Genomic DNA, 21,952 nt, shown 5'->3' with positions numbered 1-21,952 from the left:
CCTCACCGCGCTCCCCCTCCGGTTTCCGGTAGGTCTCTGCGCGCGACCTTCCTGCTGTTTCGGGGAACGGATCCTTCGTGAGGATGAGGGTGATATCCACCTCTGGCAGGGTGGCGCCGGTGGGAGGGCGCCTAAATTGATTGTGTGCGCAACACCATCGGCAGCCTGCGGACGTGGTTTCGCGAGCACCCGCTGATTCCGGACGTGATCTTCGGTGGAGCGCTGGCCGCCGTCTCGGTCCCCTTCGCCCACGTGGCCCACGCCTTCGGCGATCCCGCCCGTCTGAGGGAGCCGGACGCGATGGGTCTGGGCCTGATCGTGGCGGGCTGCCTGTCGGTGGCGCTGCGCGGCCACCGGCCGTTCCTGATGCTCTTCCTGGTCTGTGTGGCCGAGGTCACGCTGGCCTCCACGGGGCGCAACCCCTCCCTGCTCTGGCTCGTCGCCCTGGTGCTGGTCTACACGATCGCCAGCCGGCGCGGCCTGGCTCTCAGCCTGTGCGCCCCGGCGCTCGCCCTCGCCGGTCACCTCCTGTCGTCGGCGGCCGGGGGCCGGCTCGGCGAGTGGAACGGCCATCTCCTGATGGTCGTCTTCACCGTCTCCCTGTGGATCGCGGGCCGGAACGCGCTGCTGCGCCGGGCCTACCAGGCGGAGCTGCGCGACCGGGCGCGGCGCATGGAACGCGTCAGGGAGGCCGACACCCGGGCGGCGAGGGCCGAGGAGCGCTCCCGTATCGCCCGCGAGCTTCATGATGTGGTCGCCCACCACGTGAGTGTGATGACCGTCCAGGCCGCTGCGGCGCGCCGGGTGCTGGCCGGCAACCCCGAGGGGGCGAGAGAGGCGCTGTCGGCGATCGAGGAGCTCGGCCGGACGGCGATGGCGGAGATGCGCAGCATGGTGGGCGTGCTCAGGACCGAGGGAGCCCTCGTCGAGCGCAGCCCGCAGCCGGGGGTGCGCGAGATCCCCGCCCTGGTCGATCAGATGCGCGAGGCGGGGCTGCGGACGCAGCTGTGCATCGAGGACGAACGGGCCACCCCGGAGACGGCAGGAGCGGCGGAGGTGGCGGGGACGGTGAGAACGGCAGGGGCGGCAGGGACGGCAGGGACGGCAGGGACGGTGAGAACGCTGCCTCCCGGTGTCGACCTCGCCGCGTACAGACTTGTCCAGGAGGCCCTCACCAACAGCCTGCGGCACGCGGGGCCGCAGGCACGGGCCTGGGTGAGGGTGCGGCACGAACCGGGCGAGCTGGCCATCCAGGTCGAGGACGACGGCCTCGGCCCGCGGGCGCGTGCGGAGGACGGGGAGGCGACCGGGCACGGATTGGCGGGTATTCGCGAGCGTGTCGCCCTCTATGGTGGACTTCTGAGGATCGGCCCGCGCGACGGGGGCGGATTCGAGGTCAATGCCCGGTTCCCCCTCAAGGACACGTGATGACGATCAGAGTGCTGCTGGTGGACGACCAGCCACTGCTGCGCACCGGCTTCCGCCTGATCCTGGAGGCCGAGGCCGATCTCACCGTGGTCGGCGAGGCCGGAGACGGCAAGGCGGCACAGGACCAGTCGCGGGCGCTGCTGCCCGACGTGGTGCTGATGGACGTCCGGATGCCGGGCGTGGACGGCATCGAGGCGACCCGCAGGATCGTGCGGGAGGCCACCGTGGGCGCGCACGTGCCGCGGGTGCTGGTGCTGACGACCTTCGACCTCGACGAGTACATCGTGGAGGCGCTGCGCGCCGGGGCGAGCGGGTTCCTGCTGAAGGACGTCCCGCCCGAGGAGTTGGTGCAGGCCATCCGGGTGGTGGCGGCGGGCGACGCCATCGTCGCGCCGAGCGTCACCAGGCGGCTGCTGGACAAGTTCGGCGCGCACCTTCCCTCGATGCACCAGCAGTCGACCCCCGCGCGCCTTGACCGGCTGACCGAGCGCGAGCTGGAGGTGCTCCGGTTGATCGCCAAGGGCATGTCCAACGCGGAGATCGCCGCCGAACTGGTGGTGAGCGAGACGACGGTGAAGACCCATGTCGGCAACGTCCTCACCAAGCTGGGCCTGCGCGACCGCGTCCAGGCCGTCGTCCTGGCGTACGAGACCGGCCTGATCACGCCGGGCGCGCTTCCCTGACGCCTCTCACGCGCCCGCGCCGACCTTGGGCGCCCCTGCCCCGCTCGCGAAGGCGCCGGGGCGCCCTCACGACGCACCCGCCCGCGCGGCGTACGGGGAGCGGGGCGAGTGCGGTCAGCTCGAGACGGCCTGCAGAGGCGGCTGCTCCGTGGGGGCGTTCTCCGGGAAATGGCAGGCGACCTGGTGTCCCGGAGCCAGCGTCTCCAGCGGTGGTTCCACCTTCTTGCAGATCTCCTGGGCCTTCCAGCACCGGGTGTGGAACCGGCAGGCGGGCGGCGGGTTGAGCGGGCTGGGCACGTCGCCCTGGAGACGGATGCGCTCGCGATCCCTGCGCCGGGCCGGGTCCGGGACGGGCACCGCGGACATCAGCGCGTTGGTGTACGGGTGCATGGGCGACTCGTACAGCGCCTTGCGGTCGGCCAACTCGACGATCTTGCCGAGATACATGACCGCGACCCGGTCGCTGATGTGCCGGACCACCGACAGGTCGTGCGCGATGACCACATAGGTCAGGCCGAGCTCGTCCTGCAGGTCCTCCAGGAGGTTGACCACCTGCGCCTGGATCGACACGTCCAGCGCGGAGACCGGCTCGTCGGCGATGATGAGCTTGGGCTTGAGTGCGAGCGTGCGGGCGATGCCGATGCGCTGGCGCTGACCGCCGGAGAACTCGTGCGGGTAGCGGTTGTAGTGCTCGGGGTTGAGCCCGACCAGCTCCAGGATCTCCTGGACCGCCTTCTTGGTGCCCTGCTCGGTCTGGATCCCCTGGATGCGGAACGGCGCGCCGACGATGGCACCGACCGTGTGGCGGGGGTTGAGCGAGGAGTAGGGGTCCTGGAAGATGATCTGCACGTCGCGCCGGAGCGGCCGGATCTTGGACTGCGACATGTGGGTGATGTCGTGTCCCTCGAAGACGATCTTCCCGCCGGTCGGCTCGATGAGCCTGGTGATCATGCGCCCCGTCGTGGTCTTGCCGCAGCCGGACTCACCCACCAGACCGAGGGTCTCCCCCTTGAAGACGTCGAAGCTGATCCCGTCGACCGCTTTGACCGCACCGACCTGGCGTTTGAGCAGGCCCTTGGTCACCGGGAAGTGCTTCTCCAGCCCTTGCACTGACAGAATTGGCTCGGTCACAGACTTTCCGTTCGTCGAACGCACGGCCTGGGCGACGGGTGTGTCGGCTCGCTCGCTCACGAGGACTCCAGGTTCGCTTTGATCTCGTTCTCCCAGATGTCCCGCCTGACCTCACGGGGCAGGTGGCACCGGACCAGATGGCCGCCCTCGCCCTCGACCAGCTCGGGCACCTCGGTGTTCGCCCTTCCGCCGGTACGGTCGGCGTATTCGCAGCGCGGGTGGAAGGCACACCCGGCGGGCACGTTGATCAGAGAGGGCGGAGTGCCCTTGATCGGCAGCAGCCGTTCGGTCCGCTCCCGGTCCAGGCGCGGCATCGATCCCAGCAGGCCCCAGGTGTAGGGATGCTCCGGCCGCTCGAAGATGCTCTCCGACGTGCCGTACTCGATGCCCTTGCCGCCGTACATCACCAGGATGTCGTCCGACAGCTCCGCGACGACGCCCAGGTCGTGGGTGATGACGATCAGCGCGGCGTTGAAGTCGCGCTGCAGGTCGCGCATCAGGTCCAGGATCTGCGCCTGTACCGTCACGTCGAGGGCCGTGGTCGGCTCGTCCGCGATGAGGAGCTCCGGGTCGCAGGAGAGCGCCATGGCGATCATCGCGCGCTGGCGCATGCCGCCGGAGAACTCGTGCGGATAGCTGTCGACGCGCCTGTCCGGCTGCGGGATGCCCACCCGGCCCAGCATCTCGACGGCGTGCTTGCGCGCGACCCTCTTGCTGACCTGATTGTGGATCCGGTACGCCTCCACGATCTGCGCGCCCACCGTGTAGAAGGGGTGCATCGCGGAGAGCGGATCCTGGAAGATCATCGCCATCTTCTTGCCGCGCAACGTCCTGACGTGGTCGGCCGAGGCGGAGACGAGTTCCTCACCGTCCAGCCAGATCTCGCCGGAGATCTTCGCCCTGCCTCCCTTGTGCAGGCCGAGGATTCCCAGCGAGGTGACGCTCTTGCCGGATCCGGACTCGCCCACGATGCCGAGCGTCTTGCCGCGCTCCAGCTGGAAGGAGAGCCCGTCGACCGACTTGACGAGGCCGTCGTCCGTCGGAAAGTGGATCCGCAGGTCCCTCAGTTCGAGAAAGCTCGACGGAGCGCTCATCCAAGCCTCACCCTCGGGTCGACCACCGCGTACAGCAGGTCGACGATCAGACTGGCCAGTACGACGAAGAGCGCCGCGACCATGGTGACCCCCATGATCTTCGGAAGGTCGTTCGTCACGATGGCCTGGACGGCGTAGTCGCCGATGCCCTTCAAGGAGAACGTGCTCTCGGTGAGCACCGCGCCACCGAGCAGCAGGCCGAGGTCCAGACCGAAGATCGTCAGAATGGGCGTCAGCGCGGCGCGCAGCCCGTGCTTGACGACCACCCTGGACTCCTGCATGCCCTTGGCCCTGGCCGTGCGAATGTAGTCCTCGCTCATGGTCTCCAGCATTCCCGCCCTGGTCAGACGCGCGTAGGACGCGGCGTAGAGGAACGCGAGTGTGATCCATGGCAGGAGGAGGTTGTAGGCCCACTGCGCTGGATTCTCAAAGAACGGCGTGAAACTGCCGCCCGGCGCGGTGATGCCCAACCCGTAGCTGAAGACGACGAGGGAGACGATGCCGGTGAAGAAGATCGGCAAAGAGACGCCGGCGAGCGCGATGCTCATCGCCGCCCGGTCGAAGATCGTGCCTTTTCTCAGCGCGGACAGCACGCCTGTCGCGACGCCGCCGAACAACCAGATCACCGAGGCGCCCAGGGCGAGCGAGAGGGTCACCGGGATGCGTTCCACCAGGTCGGGCCAGACCGGCTGCCGCCTGATGAAGGAGTAGCCGAAACAGGGGGCGGGGCACTCCTCGATGGAGGCACCCGTGTCGAACTCCGAGCCGACGAAGACGCCCGAGATCCAGCGGCCGTACTGCACGGGAACCGGGTCGTTGAACCCGAGCTTCTCCGCCGTGACCGCGATCATCTCCGAGTCGGCGGACCTGCCCATGTAACGGCTGGCGAAGTCCTCGGCCGTGGCGCCCGCGATGCGGGGAATCACAAAGAAGATCGAGAAGGTGACCATGCTCACGATGACGAGCATGAGCAGCGCGCCGACCAGGCGGCGGATGATGTAAGTGACCACAGTCCCCCCGGCTCCAGGGGCCGGCCCAGCGGGCCGGCCCCTTCAAGCCTCGACTAACCGAACTCGACTAACCGAACTGGATTTCCGACGCTTACTGGACACCCAGGTTCAGGTAGTCGTACATGTCGAACGCACCGGTGACGAAGACGTTCGTCGCGCCCTGGGGACGGACGAGGACACCCTTGGACCAGACCGAGGGCAGCACGTAGGCCTGCTCCATCACCCTCTGGTCGATCTCGCCCCAGAGCGCGTCACGCTTGGCGACGTCGGTCTCCTGGAAGACCTGGTCGATCTTCGCGTCGATCTCCTTGTCCTTGATGCTGAGGTTGTAGTTACCGCCCGACTCACGGATGGTCCGGCTGTCGACGATCTGCGACATGAAGCCGAAGCCGTCGTTCCAGTCGGCGCCCCAGCCGTTGGTGGCCAGGCCGATGCCGTTCTTCTTCACGAAGTCCGGCTTGCCGGCGTAGAGCGCGAAGTAGTCACCGGTGGGGTAACCCTTGAGCGTCAGCTTGATGCCGGCCTTGGCCAGCGCCTGCTGGAGCGACTCGGCGGTCGCCTTCTCCTTGGGACGGTCGGCGCGGTAGGCCATGGTGGTCTCGAAACCGTCGGGCTTGCCGCACGCGGTGAGGGCCTCCTTGGCCTTCTCCACGTCGCCGGTGCCGGTCGGGTAGAGGTCCAGCTTCTTCCAGCCGCCGATCGACGGCGGCATCAGGCCGGTCGCGATGTCACCGCCGGCGAACTCGCCGCCGTAGGCGTTCTGCAGACCCACCCGGTCGGCGGCGAAGATGACCGCCCTGCGGCAGTCCACGTTGTCCAGCGGGGCAACGTCGGAGATGATCGAGGTGTACCAGGTGCGGGCGCCGGTGGGGTTGTCCGCCCGGGCCTTCAGCGTCGGGTCGCCCAGCACGCGACCGAGCGCGGCGGGCTGGACGCCCGAGCCGGCGAGGTCGATGTGCAGGTCGCCGGAGATGATCCGGTTGTCCAGGTCGTCGGCGTTGACGCCGAGGGAGATCTCGTAGCTGTCCGGCAGCGCCTTGCGGATCGGGTCGGTCGCCGGGTCCCAGTGCTCGTTGCGGACCAGGGTGTACTGCTTGCCCGCCTCGACCTTGTCGAACTTGTAGGGGCCGGAGGCGACCACGTGCTCGCGGTACTTGACGCCGGTGTCCTTGTCCTTGGGGACCGGGATCGTGCCGGGCAGCGCCGCGAAGTTGTCGAAGCCGCCGTAGGCCTTCTTCAGGTGGAAGACGATCGTCTGGTCGTCCGGCGTCTCGATCGCGGAGTCGGTGTTGACGTCCGGGGTCTTGTAGACGCTCTTGAAGTCCTTCGGCAGGTCCAGCCAGTCGTTGAAGTACGTGGGGCCGTTGACCAGGGTCTCCTTGTCCATGGACCGCAGGACCGCGTACTTGACGTCCTTGGACGTGATCGGCGTGCCGTCCTCGAACTTCAGACCGGCGCGAAGCTTGTAGGTCCAGGTCTTGCCGTCGTCACTCGACTCGCCCAGGCTCTCGGCCAGGTCCGGGGAGAGCTTGCGGCCCTCGGCGCCGGGGGCGGGGGTGTAGGTCACCAGCGAACGGCCGTAGATCCGGATGAGGTTCCAGGAGAGCGCGTAGTAGGTGTCACCGGGGTCCACCGAGTCCCAGTCCTCGGAGATCGCCATCTTCAGGACGCCACCCTTCTTGTCGGAAGGGTTGAACACCGCCTCGAGTCCGGCGTTGAACGCCTCCGCGGCCGCCGGCGCGCCCGACGAGCCGTCGGCCGGCTTCGTCTCGCTGCCGCCACCGCCACCGCAGGCGGAGAGCCCCAGGGAGAGAGCGGCACCCGCGGCCGCGAAGGCCACTGCGGATTTCTTGTTCATTTACTTGCACCCCTTGTTAATCCGGGAGAACGGGAGGTTGAAGGTCAACGGGACGCTTTCGGGTCCAGGGCATCGCGCAGCCCGTCGCCGAAGAGGTTGAAAGCCAGCACCGTGATAAAGATCGCCATGCCAGGGAAGAACATGAAATGCGGCACGTTATAAAACTTCACCGCTTGTGAGAGCATGCCTCCCCAGGTCGCCGTGGGCGCCTGGATGCCGACTCCCAGGAACGAGAGCGCGGCCTCGAACAGGACGTTCGTGGGAATGAGCAGCGTCGCGTAGATGAGGATCGGCGCGATCAGGTTCGGCAGGATCTCCCGGAACAGGATGTACGGTCCGCGTGCGCCCAGGCTGCGGGCGGCGTCGACGAACTCGCGTTCCCGCAGTGACAGTGTCTGGCCTCTGATGATCCTGCCGATGTAGGGCCAGTTGAAGAAGCCGATCACGAAGATCAGCAGGCCGATGCGCAACGTGTCGCCCGTCACGCCGAGGCTCTGCTCGAACTGGCCGAGGACACCGACCAGGGCCATCGCGAAGACGAGGAGGGGGAAGGCGAGGAAGACGTCCATCGTGCGGCTGATCAGGGTGTCGACCCAGCCGCCGAAGTAACCGGCCATCACTCCCATGACGGTGCCGATGACCACCGAGAGCACGGTGGCGAGGACCGCGATCAGCAGCGAGATCCGTGCTCCGTAGACCACCCTGCTGAAAAGGTCGCGGCCGTTGACCGGCTCCACCCCGAACAGGAAGTCCCCGCTGATGCCCGTGCCGCCCTGGGGGGTCATGGTGGAGGTGTCGATCATCTCCTGGTGGAACTCGTTCGGCGGATGGCCGAACACGTCCACGATCAGCGGAGCGAAGATCGCGGTGAGGATCAGCAGGACGACCACGCCGGCGCCGACAAGCGCGACCTTGTCGCGCTTCAGGCGCATCCATGCGATCTGTCCGAGCGATCGGCCTTGGATGGCTTTCACGCCCGCCCCCGCGAGCACTGCCTCCGGCGGGACCTCAGGGGCCTTGCCGGGGGCGTCGAGCGGTGCGGTCATACAGTTGGCCCCCTGGATCCCAGACGACGTCGTCCGTTAACGCGTTCCCCGGGTCGGGGTAGCGCGCCGTTAGTCTACGGGCCGTTATTAGTGGTCCCGAGGGGAGAATCTATGGGCTGAACTGCGCTGACCAGTCCCCTGAGGCGCTATGTGGCTCAACTGTGATTCACGCGAAATTCATTCGTTTTGATCTTGAAGGTAATGTCCGGACGCCGTTCCGCTTCTGTCTCGGATTCGTGACATTGAAATGAGGCGGTTACCCAGCGTCACCCGATCCCGCGGCGCTTGAGGATGTCCTCGATATCGGAGAAGTCGTCGTCGGCGGCCGGCTTCGCCGCGGGCTTCGAGCCGGCTGCCCGGGAGACCGGCGAGGGCGCGGGCGTGCGCTTGGGGAGCGGCTGCGTGGCGGCCGTCGCGCCGGGCGCACCCGATGTCACGGCCTCGCTCCGCGTCGGGGCGCCCGTGGCGGACGCCGAGGACGCCGGAGACGCCCCGGACGCCGCGGCCTTGAGGCGGCGGCCACGCATGAAACCGGAGACCAGGAAGAGCAGCACGGACAACCCGGTCACCGCCACCCCGGACCACACCACGGGGTTGAACACCAGACCGGTGAGGAACCCGCCGATCGCCGTGCCGATCCGCCACACGGTCGGCAGCGCGCCGGTCAGGTAGGCGGCGATGGGCAACAGCGACCAGGCCACCGCACGCAATCCCGCCGCGGCGCCCCGGCGTCGCATCAGCAGGAAACTCAGTACCAGCCCCACACCGGTGACCCCGGCGCAGAGCGGCAACCACGCGATCTGTTCGTACGACACAGCGGACCGCCCCTCATATCGGCTTACCCGGATATCCATCCTGGCACGTCAAATCGGGACGGGCCCTCCTTCCTGAGGAGGGATCACCCCCTAAGGGATACGGCCCGGCTCGCGTGAAAGATCAGGGACGTCCCCCATCGGACCGTCCCCCGGGTGGCCGTCCGCCCTGCCGGCCACCCGCTGAGGAGTTCTTCGTGGAGGGACTAACCGTCGGCGGGACCGGCGGCGGAGGACCCGCGGGCGGATGGCTCGGCGAGGGGCGACTCCCCGAGGGAGAGCGAACGCAGGACCGCCACGTCGACCTCCAGCAGCGAGCCGACGACGAGGCGGCCGGGCGCGGAGGGAATCGGCAGCACGCTCGGCACCGCCACCACCCGGCAGCCCGCGGCGGTGGCCGACGTCACCCCGTTCGGGGAATCCTCCAGGGCGACGCAGCGGGCCGGATCGACCCCCAGCAGCCGGGCCCCCGTCAGGTAGGGCTCGGGGTGGGGCTTGGTCCTGGTGACGTGGTCAGCGGTGACCACGTGGTCGAAGTTGTACTCGCCGATGCTCTTCAGGCACGCCTCGGCGATCGGCCCGGCCGAGGAGGTGACCAGCGCGGTGGCCAGGCCCTCCTCGCGCACCTCCGCCAGCAGTTCCAAGGCCCCGGGCATCATCTCCACCCCGGCCGAGAGCTTGGCGATCATGCCCTCCAGCATCCAGGTCTCCACCTCGGCACAGCCGGCGTCACCACCGGAGATCCGCAGCATGTAGGCCGCGGTAGACGCCATGGAGCCGCCCACCGTGTTCTCCTGGTGGGCCTCCCCCCACTCGCCGCCGAGTCGTTCCATCACCTCGGTCTCCACCTGAAACCAGATCTTCTCGCTGTCGACGAGAAGCCCGTCCATGTCGAAGAGAACAGCTTCCATTCCCGTGAATCCTCCTGGCCGATCACACATCGGTCATACGTTGAAATAGTTGGCTTCGGGATGATGGACGATCAGCGCCGACGTCGACTGCTCGGGGTGGAGCCGGCACTCCTCCGACAGCTCGACACCGATCCTGGCCGGATCGAGCAGCCCCGTCAGCTGCACCTGGTCCTCCAGGTTGGGACGGATCGAATAGCCGGAGGAGTACGGCCGCCCGGCGACGTTGACCTTGAGCATGTCCTCCGGCGACTCGTCCCCGCCGATGCCCGGCTCCGAGCGCACGCGTGCGTGCCAGTACTCGCCAGTAATGTCAGCAGCACCGACAGGCCGTGCAGCTCCAGGTAGTCACGGTAGGCGTGCTTGGCGAACAGCTCGGCCGGGCCCCACGGAAAGACGGAGTGCTTGTCATGGGGCAAGCGTACTGGGATCCGTCAGGGTGCCGATTGTTCTTGGTGGCGATGGAACTCGTCCAATCAATCGCGCCGATTCTCTAAGTATTTCCTTATGTGCCGATGATGGATGATCGCATCACCCCCATCGGTTCCTGCCCCCTGCCCGCGGGCGATTTCCCGGGGGCGCCAAGGCCGTCTCTCCCCCGCCGGGGGGGGGGGCCCCGGGGGGGGGGGCCGGGGGGCCCCCCCGGCCCCCCCCGGCTTGGCGGGGGTGGGGGCCCGGGCCCCCCCCGCCAGGTAGGGCCCCCCCCGCCCGGGAGGGGGGGGGGTGGGCCCCACCCCCCCCGGGGCCCCCCCCCCCCGCCGGGGGGGGGGGCGGGGGGGCCCCCCCCGCCCCCCCCCCCCCGGGGGGCCCGGGGGGGGGGGCCCCCCCCCCCGGCGGGCCCCGCGAGGACGACGAGGCTCTGCCGTGTGACGGCGCGCGGACCGCAACGTCCTGATCGTCCACACCGCGCCGGGAAGGTGACGTGAAGGCCCCCTCACCACATAGGCTTAGCCGGATAGGGCGTGAGGTGAGAAGGAGGGGGCGCGTGATCGAGATCGAAGGTCTGCCCGAGCTCGTCGACCCGGTGATGATCGCCGCGTTCGAGGGGTGGAACGACGCGGGTGAGGCTTCGAGCGGAGTGATCGCGCACCTGGAGGACGAGTGGAAGGCGACCCCGCTGGTCTCCCTGGACCCGGAGGAATACTACGACTTCCAGATGACCCGCCCGATCGTCGAGATGGGTGAGGGACTGACGCGCTCCATCACCTGGCCGACCACCAAGCTGTCGGTGGCCAGGCCCCCGGGCGTCGACCGCGACGTGGTGCTGCTGCGCGGCATCGAGCCCAACATGCGCTGGCGTGCGTTCTGCGAGGAGATCGTGCTGGTCTGCCGCGAGCTGGGAGTCGAGCTCGCGGTCCTGCTCGGCGCGCTGCTCAACGACTCGCCGCACACCCGCCCGGTGCCGATCGTGGGATCGGCGACCGACGAGGGCCTGGCCAGGGCGATCAACCTGGAGCTGAGCCGCTACGAGGGACCGACGGGCATCGTCGGCGTCCTCCAGCACTCGCTGGGCGCCGCCGGGCTGCACGCCGTGTCACTGTGGGCCTCGGTGCCCCACTACGTGGCCCAGCCGCCCAACCCGAAGGCCACCATGGCACTGCTCAGCCGGATGGAGGACCTGCTCGACATCCCGATGCCGCTGGGCGAGCTGGCCGAGGAGTCCCGGGCCTGGGAGCACGGCGTCGACGAGCTCGCCTCCCAGGACAGCGAGGTCGCCGAGTACGTCAAGGAGCTTGAGGAGCGCAAGGACGCCGCCGAACTGCCCGAGGCGAGCGGCGACGCCATCGCCGCCGAGTTCGAGCGCTATCTGCGCCGCCGCGACCGTGACTCCGACGGCTGAACTCACGGCGTACGGTTACCACCGGCCGCCCTTTTTCGCCTAGGTTGAGACCAGTTGATCCTGGGGTCAGGCCCGGGCCGACAGCACTGATCGGGCGCGTCCCGGATCCTCGGGGACGCCGAACGGCAAACCGGATGTCGGCGACTCCACGGCCGGGAAGGACACGGCCTCCCGCGGGGGGCCGACGAACGACGCATCACTGCCACAACCACCTGTCCATGTGACTGCGCACGTTAGGGCGACCATGGCGACTCCCTACATCGACCCCTACCACAAGACCGCCGACCCGCGCAGGAACGCGCAGGACGCGCGGCTCCGCGTCCTCGAGCTGGCCGCGTTCATGAAACGCGAGGAGGCCGGCGACGCCTCGCAGCCGCGCTCCCGGGGCACCGCCTCCGGGCACGCCGTCGACATGTTCCTCGCCCTGCTGCAGGATCGGCTCCCGGTCTGGCGGCGCATTCTCGACAACCTGATGTATCTGGTCGGCAAGGGCCGGGTGAGCGAGAACCTTCTGCCCATCGCGCGAGCCGGCATCGACTACTACTGCGAGGTCCAGTCGGCGGCGCTTCCCGCCTTCACCTCCCCCTCGGTCACCGTCCGGTTCCGCGAGGCGATGCGTGACAGCGACATCGACCCGATGTCCGAGATCATCCCGATCGCCACCTATCTCGCGGCCGAGGAACGGGCGGGGCGCCTCTCCCCCGGGGTCGTCCCGGTCGCCAGCGCCAGGCTGCTGCTCGCCGGGTGCTTCCGCCACGCCTACTACGAGATACTTCTCGGCCCCGACTTCCTGCCGTCACGTGACGAGGTCGCCGAGGAGATCGTCCGGGAGCTGAGACTGGAGCCCCAGCGAGACTGATCGCCTCCCGGGACCACCGGCGCCAGGTGACCCCCTGAGCCGGGACGTTCGCGCTCCGGCGCTGTCTGGCGTGCCCCGGCCCCCGCTGCCACGGACGCACGGTGGGTCTGGCCGCCTTTCGAGGCCCCCGCTGCCAGGCGGGCCTGGTCGAACCGGGCCCACACCAGCGCGGCCAGGTCGGCGTCCACCCCCAGCGGCGCGGCGACCAGGTCGGCGCCGGACGCCGCCAGGCGGTCCTGGAAGAAGCCGGGGGCCAGGAGATAGGAGGCGAGCGCGATCCGCGGCGCGGGTCCCGAGCGCAGCCGGTCCAGGGCCTCGGCGACCGAAGGGGTGCCCGTCGCGGCGAAGGCCGCGGTGACCGGACGGGAGAGCCGGACCGACAGCAGCCGGGCCGCCGCCCGCACGTCGGCGAGCGCGGCGGGATCGGACGACCCCGCCGCCCCCAGGATCACCGAGTCGGCCGCCCTCAGCCCGGCGGCGGACAGCCGCCGGGCGAGAACGGCGGCGAGCAGCGGGTGCGGCCCCAGCGGCGGCGCCACCACGGCGTCCGGCCTGGCCGCGGCCACCACTGAGGGCAGGTCGATGTGGACGTGGTAACCGCCCGCCAGCAGCAGCGGGACCACCACGACGGGGCCGGGCAGTCCGGGAAGCATGTCGGCGAGCAGAGGTGAGCTGATCTCCAGGAACGCCTGCTCCACACGTGTGCCCCGGCGCCCCCCGCGCACCAGGTCCCGCAGGCCCGCCAGGGTCTCCTCCCCAGCAGAACTGCGTGTGCCGTGCCCGGCCAGGACCAGAGTCGTCACAGGCCTTCGCCCCGGTCACAGGCCAGGCGGTAGCCGCGCTTGACGACCGTCTCGACGATCCCCGCGGGGCCGAGGGCGCGGCGCAGCCGGGTGATGGCCATCTCGACCGCGTGTTCGGCCGAGTCGCGCGACGGACCGCCGGGGAGCACCGTCCTCAGATCCGAGCGGGCCACCACGTGTCCCGGCTTGTCCGCCAGGCGCTTGAGGACCGCCATCGGTGCCGGCGGCAGCGGCTTCAGCTCGCCGTCCACCGCGACGGCGTGGCCGCGAATCTCCAGCTGGTGGCCGCCCGCGACCAGACGGGTGACGCTGTGCTCGGGCAGGTGCCTGGCGAGGGCACGGGCCAGCGTGCCCAGGCGGGAGCGCTCGGGCTGCACGGTGGGCACCCCGCGCGCCTCCAGCGGCCCGGCGGTGACTGGGCCCACGCAGGCGGCGACGACCGGTCCGGCGAAGGCCGCGATCAGCGCGTCCTCCAGGCCGTCGGCGCGGGCGGAGTTGAGCATGGCCAGTACGGCCGGGGCACTGGTGAAGGCCACCGCGTCCACCCCGCCGGAGATGGCCTGGCTGACCAGTCGCCGCAGCGGCGAGACGTCGCGGTAGGGCAGCCACCGGTAGACCGGCACCTCGATGACCTCCGCGCCCGCCTCGCGCAGCGCGGTCACGAAACCGGTCAGCGGCTCCCCGTGCAGTTGCACGGCGATGCGGCGGCCGCGCAGGTCCTGGGCGAGCAGGTGCTGCTTGACCTCCTCGCACGACTCCGTGGGCGGGGTCCAGTGGTCGATCAGACCCGCCGCTCTGACCGCTCCGCGCGCCTTGGGCCCGCGGGTCAGCAGCCTGGCCGAGGTCAGATGCTCGGAGAGGTCGCTGGACAGCCCCCAGCCCTCGGCCGCGGCCATCCAGCCGCGGAAGCCGACGCCGGTGGTGACCACCACGTCGTCGATCGGGGCCGACAGACTGGCACGGGTCGCGGCCAGCAGGTCGGCGTCCTCCGCCAGGGGAACCAGCCGAATCGCCGGGGCGCGCACCACCCTGGCGCCCCTGCGTTCCAGCAGTGCGCAGAACTCCTCGCGCCGCCGGGTGGCGGTGACCCCGATCGTGAACCCGGCCAGCGCGTCGGGCGCGGTCTCGGGAGAGCCGATGGGACTGTCCAGAACGGCCATGCTCATCTGTCGTTCACCACTCCTCGCTCGATGTTTCCTCGATATCCGGCCGTCCACGACTCCACGCTGCCCGCTCCGCGCCCGCCCCCGCTCACGCGGAGCCCACCTCCACCGTCGCGCCGGTGACGCGGATCGGATAGGTCGGCACGGCCACCGCGGGATCGTCCAGGCACACCCCCGTCACGAGGGAGAACACCTGCTTGTGCATGGGGGAGGCCACCACGGGCTCTCCGGCCCTGGTGCCCACGATCCCGCGGGACAGGACGTGGGCGCCGCTGAACGGATCGAGGTTGCCGATCGCGAACAGGGAGCCGTCGAAGGCGCGGAACAGCGCGATCTGCCTGTCGCCGACGAGCGCGCACGCTCCGCGCTCGGGCAGCAGGTCGGTGTAGGAGCAGACCGGGGTCCAGCGGGTCGTCTCCAGGTCTTCTCTCAGTGCTGTCATCGGTGAAGGTCTCCTCTCCTCGGGTCCTCGGGGTGCGACGGTGACGGTACGGGCGGGCAGGGCTCAGAACGGTCCGGGACCGCTCAGGAACGGACGACCTCCAGCGGGATCAGGACCGGTTTCACCTGGTCGCGCTCGGTCTCGAAGGCGATGGACGGGTCCGGGGTCCCGGGGGCGTTGACGAAGGAGACGAACCGCCGCAGCTTCTCCGGGTCCTCGATCGTGGCACGCCACTCGTCGGCGTAACCGGCCACGTGCCGCTCCATCTGGGCCTCCAGGTCGGCGCAGATCCCGAGGGAGTCGTCCAGGACGACCTCCTTGACGTAGGCCAGACCCTGAGCCTCCAGCCAGGCGGAGGTGCGCTGCAGGCGGTCGGCGGTGCGGATGTAGAACATCAGGAACCGGTCGATGACGCGGACCAGTTCCTCGGTGCTCAGGTCGGAGGCGAACAGGTCGGCGTGGCGCGGGGTGAAACCGCCGTTGCCGCCCACGTAGAGGTTCCAGCCCTTCTCGGTGGCGATGACGCCGAAGTCCTTGCCCCGGGCCTCGGCGCACTCGCGGGCGCAGCCGGAGACGGCCGACTTCAGCTTGTGCGGTGAGCGCAGGCCCCGGTAGCGCAGCTCCAGCGCGATGGCCATGCCCACGGCGTCCTGCACCCCGTAGCGGCACCAGGTCGAGCCGACACAGGACTTCACCGTGCGCAAAGCCTTGCCGTACGCGTGCCCGGACTCGAAACCCGCGTCCACCAGGCGCTTCCAGATCAGCGGGAGCTGCTCCACTCGTGCCCCGAACAGGTCGATCCGCTGCCCGCCGGTGATCTTGGTGTAGAGACCGAAGTCGCGGGCCACCTCGCCGATCACGATGAGGCTCTCCGGGGTGATCTCCCCGCCGGGGATGCGCGGCACCACCGAGTAGGTGCCGTTGCGCTGGATGTTGGCCAGGAAGTGGTCGTTGGTGTCCTGCAGGGCGGCCTGCTCGCCGTCGAGGATGTGGCCGTTGCCGAGCGAGGCGAGGATCGAGGCGACGACGGGCTTGCACACGTCGCAGCCGCGCCCGGTGCCGTGCTCGGCGATGAGGTACGAGAACGTCGTGATGCCACGCACCCGGACGATGTCGAACAGCTCCGCCCTGCTGTACGCGAAGTGCTCGCACAGTGCCTTGGAGACCTCCACGCCCGAGGAGACGAGGATCTGCTTGAGCGTCGGAACGCAACTGCCGCAGGTGGTGCCGGCGCGGGTGCACGCCTTGATGCCGGGGACGTCGGTGAGACCGTGCTCGGCGATGGCCTCGCACACCTGCCTCTTGGTGACGTTGTTGCACGAGCAGATCTGCGCGTCGTCGGGGACCTCCATGTTCGCCGGACCGCCGGTGAACAACAGCTCGCTCGGCGAACCCGGCAGGTCACGGCCGACGAAGGGCTTGAGGGTGTTGTACGGGGTGGCGTCGCCGACGCAGATCCCGCCGAGCAGGGTGCGGGCGTCGTCGCTGACGAACAACTTCTGGTAGACCCCGCCCACCGGATCCATGAAGGTCACGTCCAGCGCGCCCTCCATCGCACCGAACTGGGCGACCTCCACACCGAGCAGCTTGAGCTTGGTCGACAGGTCAGCGCGGGTGAAGACCGCCTCGCCTCCCATGATGCGGTCGGCGGCGACCTCGGCCATCGTGAAGCAGGGCCCCGCCAGCCCGTAGACCATCCCCTCGTGCAGGGCGCACTCGCCGACCGCGTAGATCGCCGGGTCGCCGGTGCGCATCCCGTCGTCCACGGCGATCCCGCCGCGTCCGCCGACCTCCAGGCCCGCCTGCCTGGCCAGCTCGTCGCGCGGCCTGACGCCCGCGGAGAAGACCACGATCTGCGCCTCGACGGTCTCACCGTCCGGCTTGACCAGGCCCGCGACCCGCCCGTCCGGGCCCGCGACGATCTCCTTGGCCCCCGCCTCGGTGTGCACGCTCAGGCCGAGCGCCTCCACGTGGCCGCGCAGGACGGCGCCGCCGCCCTCGTCGACCTGCCGGGGCATGAGCCAGCCGCCCATCTCCACGACGTGCGTCGCCAGCCCCAGGCCCCGCAGCGCGTCGGCGGCCTCCAGCCCCAGCAGCCCACCGCCGATCACGATGCCGCTCGTGGCGCCCGAGGCGGCCTGCCTGATCGCGTCGAGGTCGTCGATCGTGCGGTAGACGAAGCAGCCGTCCAGCTCCCTGCCCGGCACCGGTGGCACGAACGGGCTGGAGCCGGTGGCCAGCACCAGCACGTCGTACGGCTCTCGGTGCCCGTCGGCGGTGGTGACCTCACGCGCCTCCCTGTCGATGCGCACGACCCTGGACGACAGCCGCAGCACGACCCCTTCCGGCGTCGGATAGGTGAGGTCCTCGATGCTCCTGCCCGCCAGGTAGGAGGTGAGCGCCACCCGGTCGTACGCCGGCCGGGGCTCCTCCCCCAGCACCGTGATGTCGCCCGCGAAGCCCTTGGCGACCAGCGCCTCGACCAGCCGGTGCGATGTGGGTCCGTGTCCTACCACGACAAGCCGTGACATGGCCGCGCTCCTTTTCCCGTCCGCTCCGCTGTCGTCTTCCCGTACGTTCCGCCGTCGTCCGCCGATCCCTCGGGGCCGGTCGTGGCGCCGTTCTTCCCCGCCCGCGGCGCGGCCGTCCCTCCCGAGGAGCGGGCGCCCTGACGTGAGGCGATGACGGTGACGGTCTCGTCCGCCGCGGCGTCTCTGCCGTACCGCGGAGCGCGGTGGGGGTGGTACGCCGTCGTCCCAGCCTTCACACGCGTCTGGGGGGGAAGTGAGACCGGCATGGATCCGATGGTGCTTTCAGGTGGTTTCACGGCGTGGTCTCCCCTGTTACCGATGTGCTACAAGCCGCTAACCGCGTTCACATACGCGATGAGGCCGATGTGAGTTGTCCGTCGGCAGGACCGGTGTCGGATGTGAGCGAAACCGGGTACCTGCCACGCCGGCGATCACACGCGCGCCGCCGCCAGGCTCGGCACCGATCCCGCGGTACGCAGGTAGCAGGCCCAGGTGATGACCGCGCACACCAGGTAGAAGGCGGCGAAGGAGGCGAGTGCGGCACCCGCTCCCCCGGTGGCGGCGATGGAGCTGCCGAAGCCGCGGTTGATGAAGAACCCACCGAAAGCACCGATCGCGGAGATGATCCCGATCGCGGCGGAGGCGTCCCGCTTCCCAACGGCCACGGCGGCCTCGTGGGCCTCGGTACCCTCCGCGAGACCCGCCACGGCCTTCGCCCGGAAGATCGCCGGGATCATCCGGTAGGTGGAGCCGTTGCCGATGCCGGTGGTGGCGACCAGGAGCATGTAGGCGCAGAAGAACAGCGCGAAGGCGTGCTGGGACAGGCCCTGCCAGACCAGCGCCGCCGCGCCCGCCATCGCGGCGAAGTTGACAAGCGTCACCCGCGCCCCGCCGAGCCGGTCCGACAGCCAGCCCCCGATCGGGCGGACCAGCGAGCCGAGCAGCGGGCCGATGAAGGCCAGCGCCACCAGGGAGGCCTGCTCGGGGAACTGGCTCTTGATGAGCAGCGGGAACGCGGTGGAGTAGCCGATGAAGGAACCGAAGGTGCCGATGTACAGGACCGACATGATCCAGGTCTGGGCCCGGCCGGCGACCTTCAGCTGGTCCGCGGGACTGGCCTTGGCGGAGGTCAGGTTGTCCATGAAGAAGTAGGCGCCGATCGCGGCGGCCAGGATGAACGGGACCCAGAACAGTCCCGCGGCGGCCAGGCCGAACGCCCCGATCACCAGGGGCATGACGAGCTGCACGGAGCTGACCCCGATGTTGCCGCCCGCCGCGTTGAGCCCGAGCGCCGAGCCCTGCCTGTCCTGGGGGTAGAAGTAGGTGATGTTGGCCATGCTGGAGGCGAAGTTGCCGCCGCCCAGGCCCGCCGTGGCCGCGATGACCAGGAACACCCAGTAGGGGGTGGCGGGGTTGCCGACCGCGACGGCGAGCAGCACCGCGGGCACGAGCAGGAGCAGGGCGCTGACGACGGTGAAGTTTCTGCCGCCGAACCTGGCCGGGGCGAAGGTGTACGGGATGCGCAGCGCGGAGCCGATCAGGTTGGGCAGGGCGACGATCCAGAAGAGCTGGTCGGTGGAGAAGTCGTAGGAGCCGAGTTGCACGGCCACGATGCTCCACACGGTCCACAGCGTGAACCCGAGGTGCTCGGCGAAGATGGAGAAGACCAGGTTCCTGCGGGCCACCTTCCTGCCCTGTCCTTGCCAGAAGTCGGGGTCGTCGGGCCGCCAGTCGCTGATCCAGGGCTTGGCCATCGTTCGTTCCTCCTGCGATTTCGGGGGCTTCGATCCCGAAATCTAAGAGGACGGCATTACGCACATTTACTATCTGTGATGGTGCGCCGGTTACGTGTGACTAACCATGGAAATACGCAATGCACAGGTCGCACCATCGCAACATTCCGGAAACACAAAGGACTGACGGAGTAACGATTGAGTCAGGGCGGCAGCGGGAACCGTCTTCGACGTCAGTCCGTCCGCTTCGGGGAGTGCGCGTGGCCGTCCAGCCGATCCGACTGTTCGACGATCCCGTGCTCCGCACGGTGTCCGAGCCGGTGACCACCTTCGACCGCGAGCTGCGCCTCCTGGTCAAGTCACTCCAGGCCACGATGCGCGCCGGCACGGGCCGCGCGGGACTGGCCGCCCCGCAGATCGGCGTCCCCTTGCGGGTCGTCGTCTACGAACTGGACGGCAAGTCCGGCCATCTGGTGAATCCGCGCCTTGAGCTGTCCGATCGGAAGATCGTGGCCGATGAGGCCTGCCTGTCCGCGCCGGATCGCTGGTGGCCGCTGGAACGCTCCTACATGGTCACCGCCCGTGGCCGTGACATGTTCGGCAAACCCGTCACCGTCCGCGCCCTGGGCATGCTCGCCCGCGTCCTGCAGCACGAGGCCGATCACCTCGAGGGCACCCTCTTCGTCGACCACCTCCCCGAGGAGGATCGCGAGCGCTTCCTCGACTCCATTTCGTGACTTGCGCATCACTGCGACCTCGGATAGGATTGCATGGTTGCAGTCGTAGCTCTCAGTTTAGCCTTATCATCTCAAGTGCTTATGAGAAGTCCGCCGACAGCGGACGTTACACAGTTTCTCCGGATGGTTTCCGCGGGTGCATGGTAGGGTCCGCAACGCAGCCCCGTGCCGCCGACCTGGTGGTTCGGTGAGGCTCCCAATGAGGAGAAGTAGTTTTGTCTGAGGGCACCGTTAAGTGGTTCAACGCCGAAAAGGGCTTCGGATTCATCGCACCGGATGACGGCACCGCCGATGTCTTCGTGCACTACTCGGCTATCAACTCCGGCGGCTACCGCAGCCTGGAGGAGAACCAGCGTGTCAGCTTCGTCACCACGCAGGGCCAGAAGGGCCCGCAGGCCGACCAGGTTCAGGTCATCTGATCTGGTTTGACCTCAAAGGCTTCAGACTGAGCCCGCACCGCTCGCGCGGTGCGGGCTCAGTCGTCTCTTGGGCCCGGACCTCTCTTGGGCCGCCCTCCGAGCGCGGGGACCCGTTGGTGTCGGGGATGCCCGTGTCACCGGGCATCCCCTAGGCCGGAGCGGGAGTGCCCGGCACGGACGACCACCGGCCCCTAGAGTTCGACCCCGAGCAGCGCGTCCACGGTCTTCCTGACCAGGACCGGCGCGTCCGGGTCACTGCCCCCCTCCGACAGGGCCCCCTCGGCCCAGTCGTCGACGGCCGCGAGGGCTCCGGGAGCGTCCAGGTCGTCGGCGATCCGGGCGCGTACCCTTTCGAGCACGACGCCGGCGTCGGGGCCGGTCTGCAGCCCCGCGGCCGAGCGCCAGCGCGCCAGCCGCACCTCCGCCGAGGCCAGCTGCTCCGGGGTCCACTCCCAGTCGGCACGGTAGTGGTGGGCCAGCAGGGCCAGCCGGATGGCCATCGGGTCGGTCTCCTGGCGCAGGCGGGAGACGAAGATCAGATTGCCCTTCGACTTGGACATCTTCTCGCCGTCCAGGGCGACCATGCCCGCGTGCACGTACGCCCTCGCGAACGGCCACTCCCCGCAGGCCACGTGGCCCTCGTGGGCGCCGCACTCGTGATGGGGGAAGATCAGGTCGGAACCGCCACCCGCGACGTCGAAACCACTGGACAGGTTCGCCAGGGCGATCGCGGTGCACTCGATGTGCCAGCCGGGTCTGCCCACGCCGAAAGGGGAGGGCCAGGACGGCTCCCCCGGGCGCTCCGCGCGCCAGAGAAGCCAGTCGAGCGGATGCTTCTTGCCCGGCCGGTCCGGATCTCCCCCGCGCTCGCCGAACAGGGCGAGCATGTGATCCTCCGAGTAGCCGGAGACGGCGCCGAACTTGGGGGCCGCGGCCACGTCGAAGTAGACGTCGCCGTCGAGCTCGTAGGTGGCGCCCTTGTCACGCAACGACACGATCAGGTCGGCGACCTGGTCGATCACCTCGGTCACGGCGACGTAGTCGCGCGGGGGGAGGACGCGCAGCGCCTCCATGTCGGTCCGGAACAGCTCGATCTCGCGTTCGGCCAGGTCACGCCAGTCGATGCCGGTCCGCCCCGCACGTTCGAGCAGGGGGTCGTCGACGTCTGTGGCGTTCTGGGTGTAGTGCACCTCATGACCGGCGTCGCGCCAGGCACGATTGACCAGGTCGAAGGCGAGGTAGGTGTTGGCGTGGCCCAGATGGGTGGCGTCGTAGGGCGTGATGCCGCAGACGTACATCCGTGCCGTGGGACCCGGCTTTGTGGGGCCGACCTCTCGCGCGGCGGTGTCGAACAGCCGCAGCGGGACACCGGCACCGGGAAGCCGAGGAACCTTCGGCTCAGACCACGATCTCATGAAATGCAGCCTATCCAGCAGACAGACCACCCCGGTTGGC

Annotated in this window: 20 protein-coding genes; 6 read left to right on the top strand and 14 right to left on the bottom strand. The window is 69.4% G+C overall.

Features of this window, described 5'->3' with window-relative positions; genetic code table 11:
• The first annotated feature begins 144 nt into the window (after nt 1–144).
• Together ACFY3D_RS25655 and ACFY3D_RS25650 are read left to right on the top strand one after the other, a co-directional pair.
• Nucleotides 145–1,428, top strand: coding sequence for a sensor histidine kinase (locus ACFY3D_RS25655; protein WP_389983483.1), 1,284 nt, complete (start codon nt 145–147; stop codon nt 1,426–1,428).
• Complete coding sequence (locus tag ACFY3D_RS25650; RefSeq protein ID WP_350947663.1) at nt 1,428–2,111, top strand: response regulator transcription factor; 684 nt, start codon at nt 1,428–1,430, stop codon at nt 2,109–2,111. The genes ACFY3D_RS25655 and ACFY3D_RS25650 overlap by 1 nt, the downstream gene beginning before the upstream one ends.
• 114 nt (nt 2,112–2,225) lie before the next feature.
• On the opposite strand, the gene ACFY3D_RS25645 is transcribed toward ACFY3D_RS25650, so the two are convergent.
• The 8 genes from ACFY3D_RS25645 to ACFY3D_RS25610 all read right to left on the bottom strand — a co-directional run bounded on the left by ACFY3D_RS25645 (nt 2,226) and on the right by ACFY3D_RS25610 (nt 10,255).
• On the bottom strand, nt 2,226–3,242 hold the full coding sequence (locus ACFY3D_RS25645; RefSeq protein WP_362897260.1) for a dipeptide ABC transporter ATP-binding protein: 1,017 nt from the start codon (nt 3,240–3,242) through the stop codon (nt 2,226–2,228).
• A gap of 56 nt (nt 3,243–3,298) precedes the next feature.
• Complete coding sequence (locus ACFY3D_RS25640) at nt 3,299–4,336, bottom strand: ABC transporter ATP-binding protein (protein ID WP_362897261.1); 1,038 nt, start codon at nt 4,334–4,336, stop codon at nt 3,299–3,301.
• Entirely contained in the window at nt 4,333–5,346 is a 1,014-nt protein-coding gene (locus ACFY3D_RS25635; protein WP_362897262.1) for an ABC transporter permease, read from the bottom strand. Before ACFY3D_RS25635 ends, ACFY3D_RS25640 begins: the two co-directional genes overlap by 4 nt.
• 91 nt (nt 5,347–5,437) lie before the next feature.
• Nucleotides 5,438–7,204: an ABC transporter substrate-binding protein gene (locus tag ACFY3D_RS25630; protein WP_389983479.1), complete on the bottom strand. Its 1,767-nt coding sequence runs from the start codon at nt 7,202–7,204 to the stop codon at nt 5,438–5,440.
• Nucleotides 7,205–7,248: 44 nt separating this feature from the next.
• Nucleotides 7,249–8,250, bottom strand: a complete 1,002-nt coding sequence (locus ACFY3D_RS25625) for an ABC transporter permease (protein ID WP_362897264.1) — start codon at nt 8,248–8,250, stop codon at nt 7,249–7,251.
• A 266-nt stretch (nt 8,251–8,516) separates the two neighbouring features.
• On the bottom strand, nt 8,517–9,065 hold the full coding sequence (locus ACFY3D_RS25620) for a cellulose synthase (protein ID WP_389983476.1): 549 nt from the start codon (nt 9,063–9,065) through the stop codon (nt 8,517–8,519).
• Between the two features lie 203 nt (nt 9,066–9,268).
• Nucleotides 9,269–9,973 carry an HAD family hydrolase gene (locus tag ACFY3D_RS25615; RefSeq protein WP_389983473.1) on the bottom strand — a complete coding sequence of 235 codons (705 nt, stop codon included), beginning with the start codon at nt 9,971–9,973 and terminating at the stop codon, nt 9,269–9,271.
• Between the two features lie 33 nt (nt 9,974–10,006).
• On the bottom strand, nt 10,007–10,255 hold the full coding sequence (locus tag ACFY3D_RS25610) for a vitamin B12 dependent-methionine synthase activation domain-containing protein (protein WP_389983469.1): 249 nt from the start codon (nt 10,253–10,255) through the stop codon (nt 10,007–10,009).
• A gap of 700 nt (nt 10,256–10,955) precedes the next feature.
• On the opposite strand from ACFY3D_RS25610, the gene ACFY3D_RS25605 reads away from it, so the two are divergent.
• A complete protein-coding gene (locus ACFY3D_RS25605) occupies nt 10,956–11,810 on the top strand; it encodes a PAC2 family protein (RefSeq protein ID WP_350947671.1) in 855 nt (284 codons plus the stop codon).
• A gap of 220 nt (nt 11,811–12,030) precedes the next feature.
• A complete protein-coding gene (locus ACFY3D_RS25600; protein ID WP_389983466.1) occupies nt 12,031–12,669 on the top strand; it encodes a hypothetical protein in 639 nt (212 codons plus the stop codon).
• Here the strand turns inward: ACFY3D_RS25600 and ACFY3D_RS25595 are convergent.
• The 5 genes from ACFY3D_RS25595 to ACFY3D_RS25575 all read right to left on the bottom strand — a co-directional run bounded on the left by ACFY3D_RS25595 (nt 12,573) and on the right by ACFY3D_RS25575 (nt 19,362).
• Nucleotides 12,573–13,472: a sirohydrochlorin chelatase gene (locus tag ACFY3D_RS25595; RefSeq protein WP_389983463.1), complete on the bottom strand. Its 900-nt coding sequence runs from the start codon at nt 13,470–13,472 to the stop codon at nt 12,573–12,575. The two genes, ACFY3D_RS25600 and ACFY3D_RS25595, sit on opposite strands and share 97 nt — an antisense overlap.
• Complete coding sequence (locus tag ACFY3D_RS25590) at nt 13,469–14,638, bottom strand: uroporphyrinogen-III synthase (protein WP_350947674.1); 1,170 nt, start codon at nt 14,636–14,638, stop codon at nt 13,469–13,471. The genes ACFY3D_RS25595 and ACFY3D_RS25590 overlap by 4 nt, the downstream gene beginning before the upstream one ends.
• 85 nt (nt 14,639–14,723) lie before the next feature.
• Nucleotides 14,724–15,077 carry a nitrite reductase small subunit NirD gene (gene nirD, locus ACFY3D_RS25585; protein ID WP_350947675.1) on the bottom strand — a complete coding sequence of 118 codons (354 nt, stop codon included), beginning with the start codon at nt 15,075–15,077 and terminating at the stop codon, nt 14,724–14,726.
• Between the two features lie 83 nt (nt 15,078–15,160).
• Complete coding sequence (nirB, locus tag ACFY3D_RS25580) at nt 15,161–17,608, bottom strand: nitrite reductase large subunit NirB (RefSeq protein WP_389983459.1); 2,448 nt, start codon at nt 17,606–17,608, stop codon at nt 15,161–15,163.
• 431 nt (nt 17,609–18,039) lie between these two features.
• Nucleotides 18,040–19,362 (bottom strand): MFS transporter, encoded by a 1,323-nt coding sequence (locus tag ACFY3D_RS25575; protein ID WP_389983456.1) that lies wholly within the window; start codon nt 19,360–19,362, stop codon nt 18,040–18,042.
• A gap of 239 nt (nt 19,363–19,601) precedes the next feature.
• Between ACFY3D_RS25575 and def the strand changes: the two genes are divergently transcribed.
• Together def and ACFY3D_RS25565 are read left to right on the top strand one after the other, a co-directional pair.
• On the top strand, nt 19,602–20,078 hold the full coding sequence (gene def / locus ACFY3D_RS25570; RefSeq protein WP_389983453.1) for a peptide deformylase: 477 nt from the start codon (nt 19,602–19,604) through the stop codon (nt 20,076–20,078).
• 215 nt (nt 20,079–20,293) lie between these two features.
• A complete protein-coding gene (locus ACFY3D_RS25565) occupies nt 20,294–20,497 on the top strand; it encodes a cold-shock protein (protein WP_344903117.1) in 204 nt (67 codons plus the stop codon).
• 191 nt (nt 20,498–20,688) lie between these two features.
• Here the strand turns inward: ACFY3D_RS25565 and mshC are convergent, their stop codons facing one another.
• Nucleotides 20,689–21,912, bottom strand: coding sequence for a cysteine--1-D-myo-inosityl 2-amino-2-deoxy-alpha-D-glucopyranoside ligase (gene mshC / locus ACFY3D_RS25560; RefSeq protein ID WP_389983450.1), 1,224 nt, complete (start codon nt 21,910–21,912; stop codon nt 20,689–20,691).
• Nucleotides 21,913–21,952 lie beyond the last annotated feature (40 nt).

Source organism: Streptosporangium sp. NPDC000509, assembly GCF_042898365.1.
Lineage (GTDB): Bacteria > Actinomycetota > Actinomycetes > Streptosporangiales > Streptosporangiaceae > Streptosporangium.
This window is presented reverse-complemented; position numbering and strand designations above follow the sequence as displayed.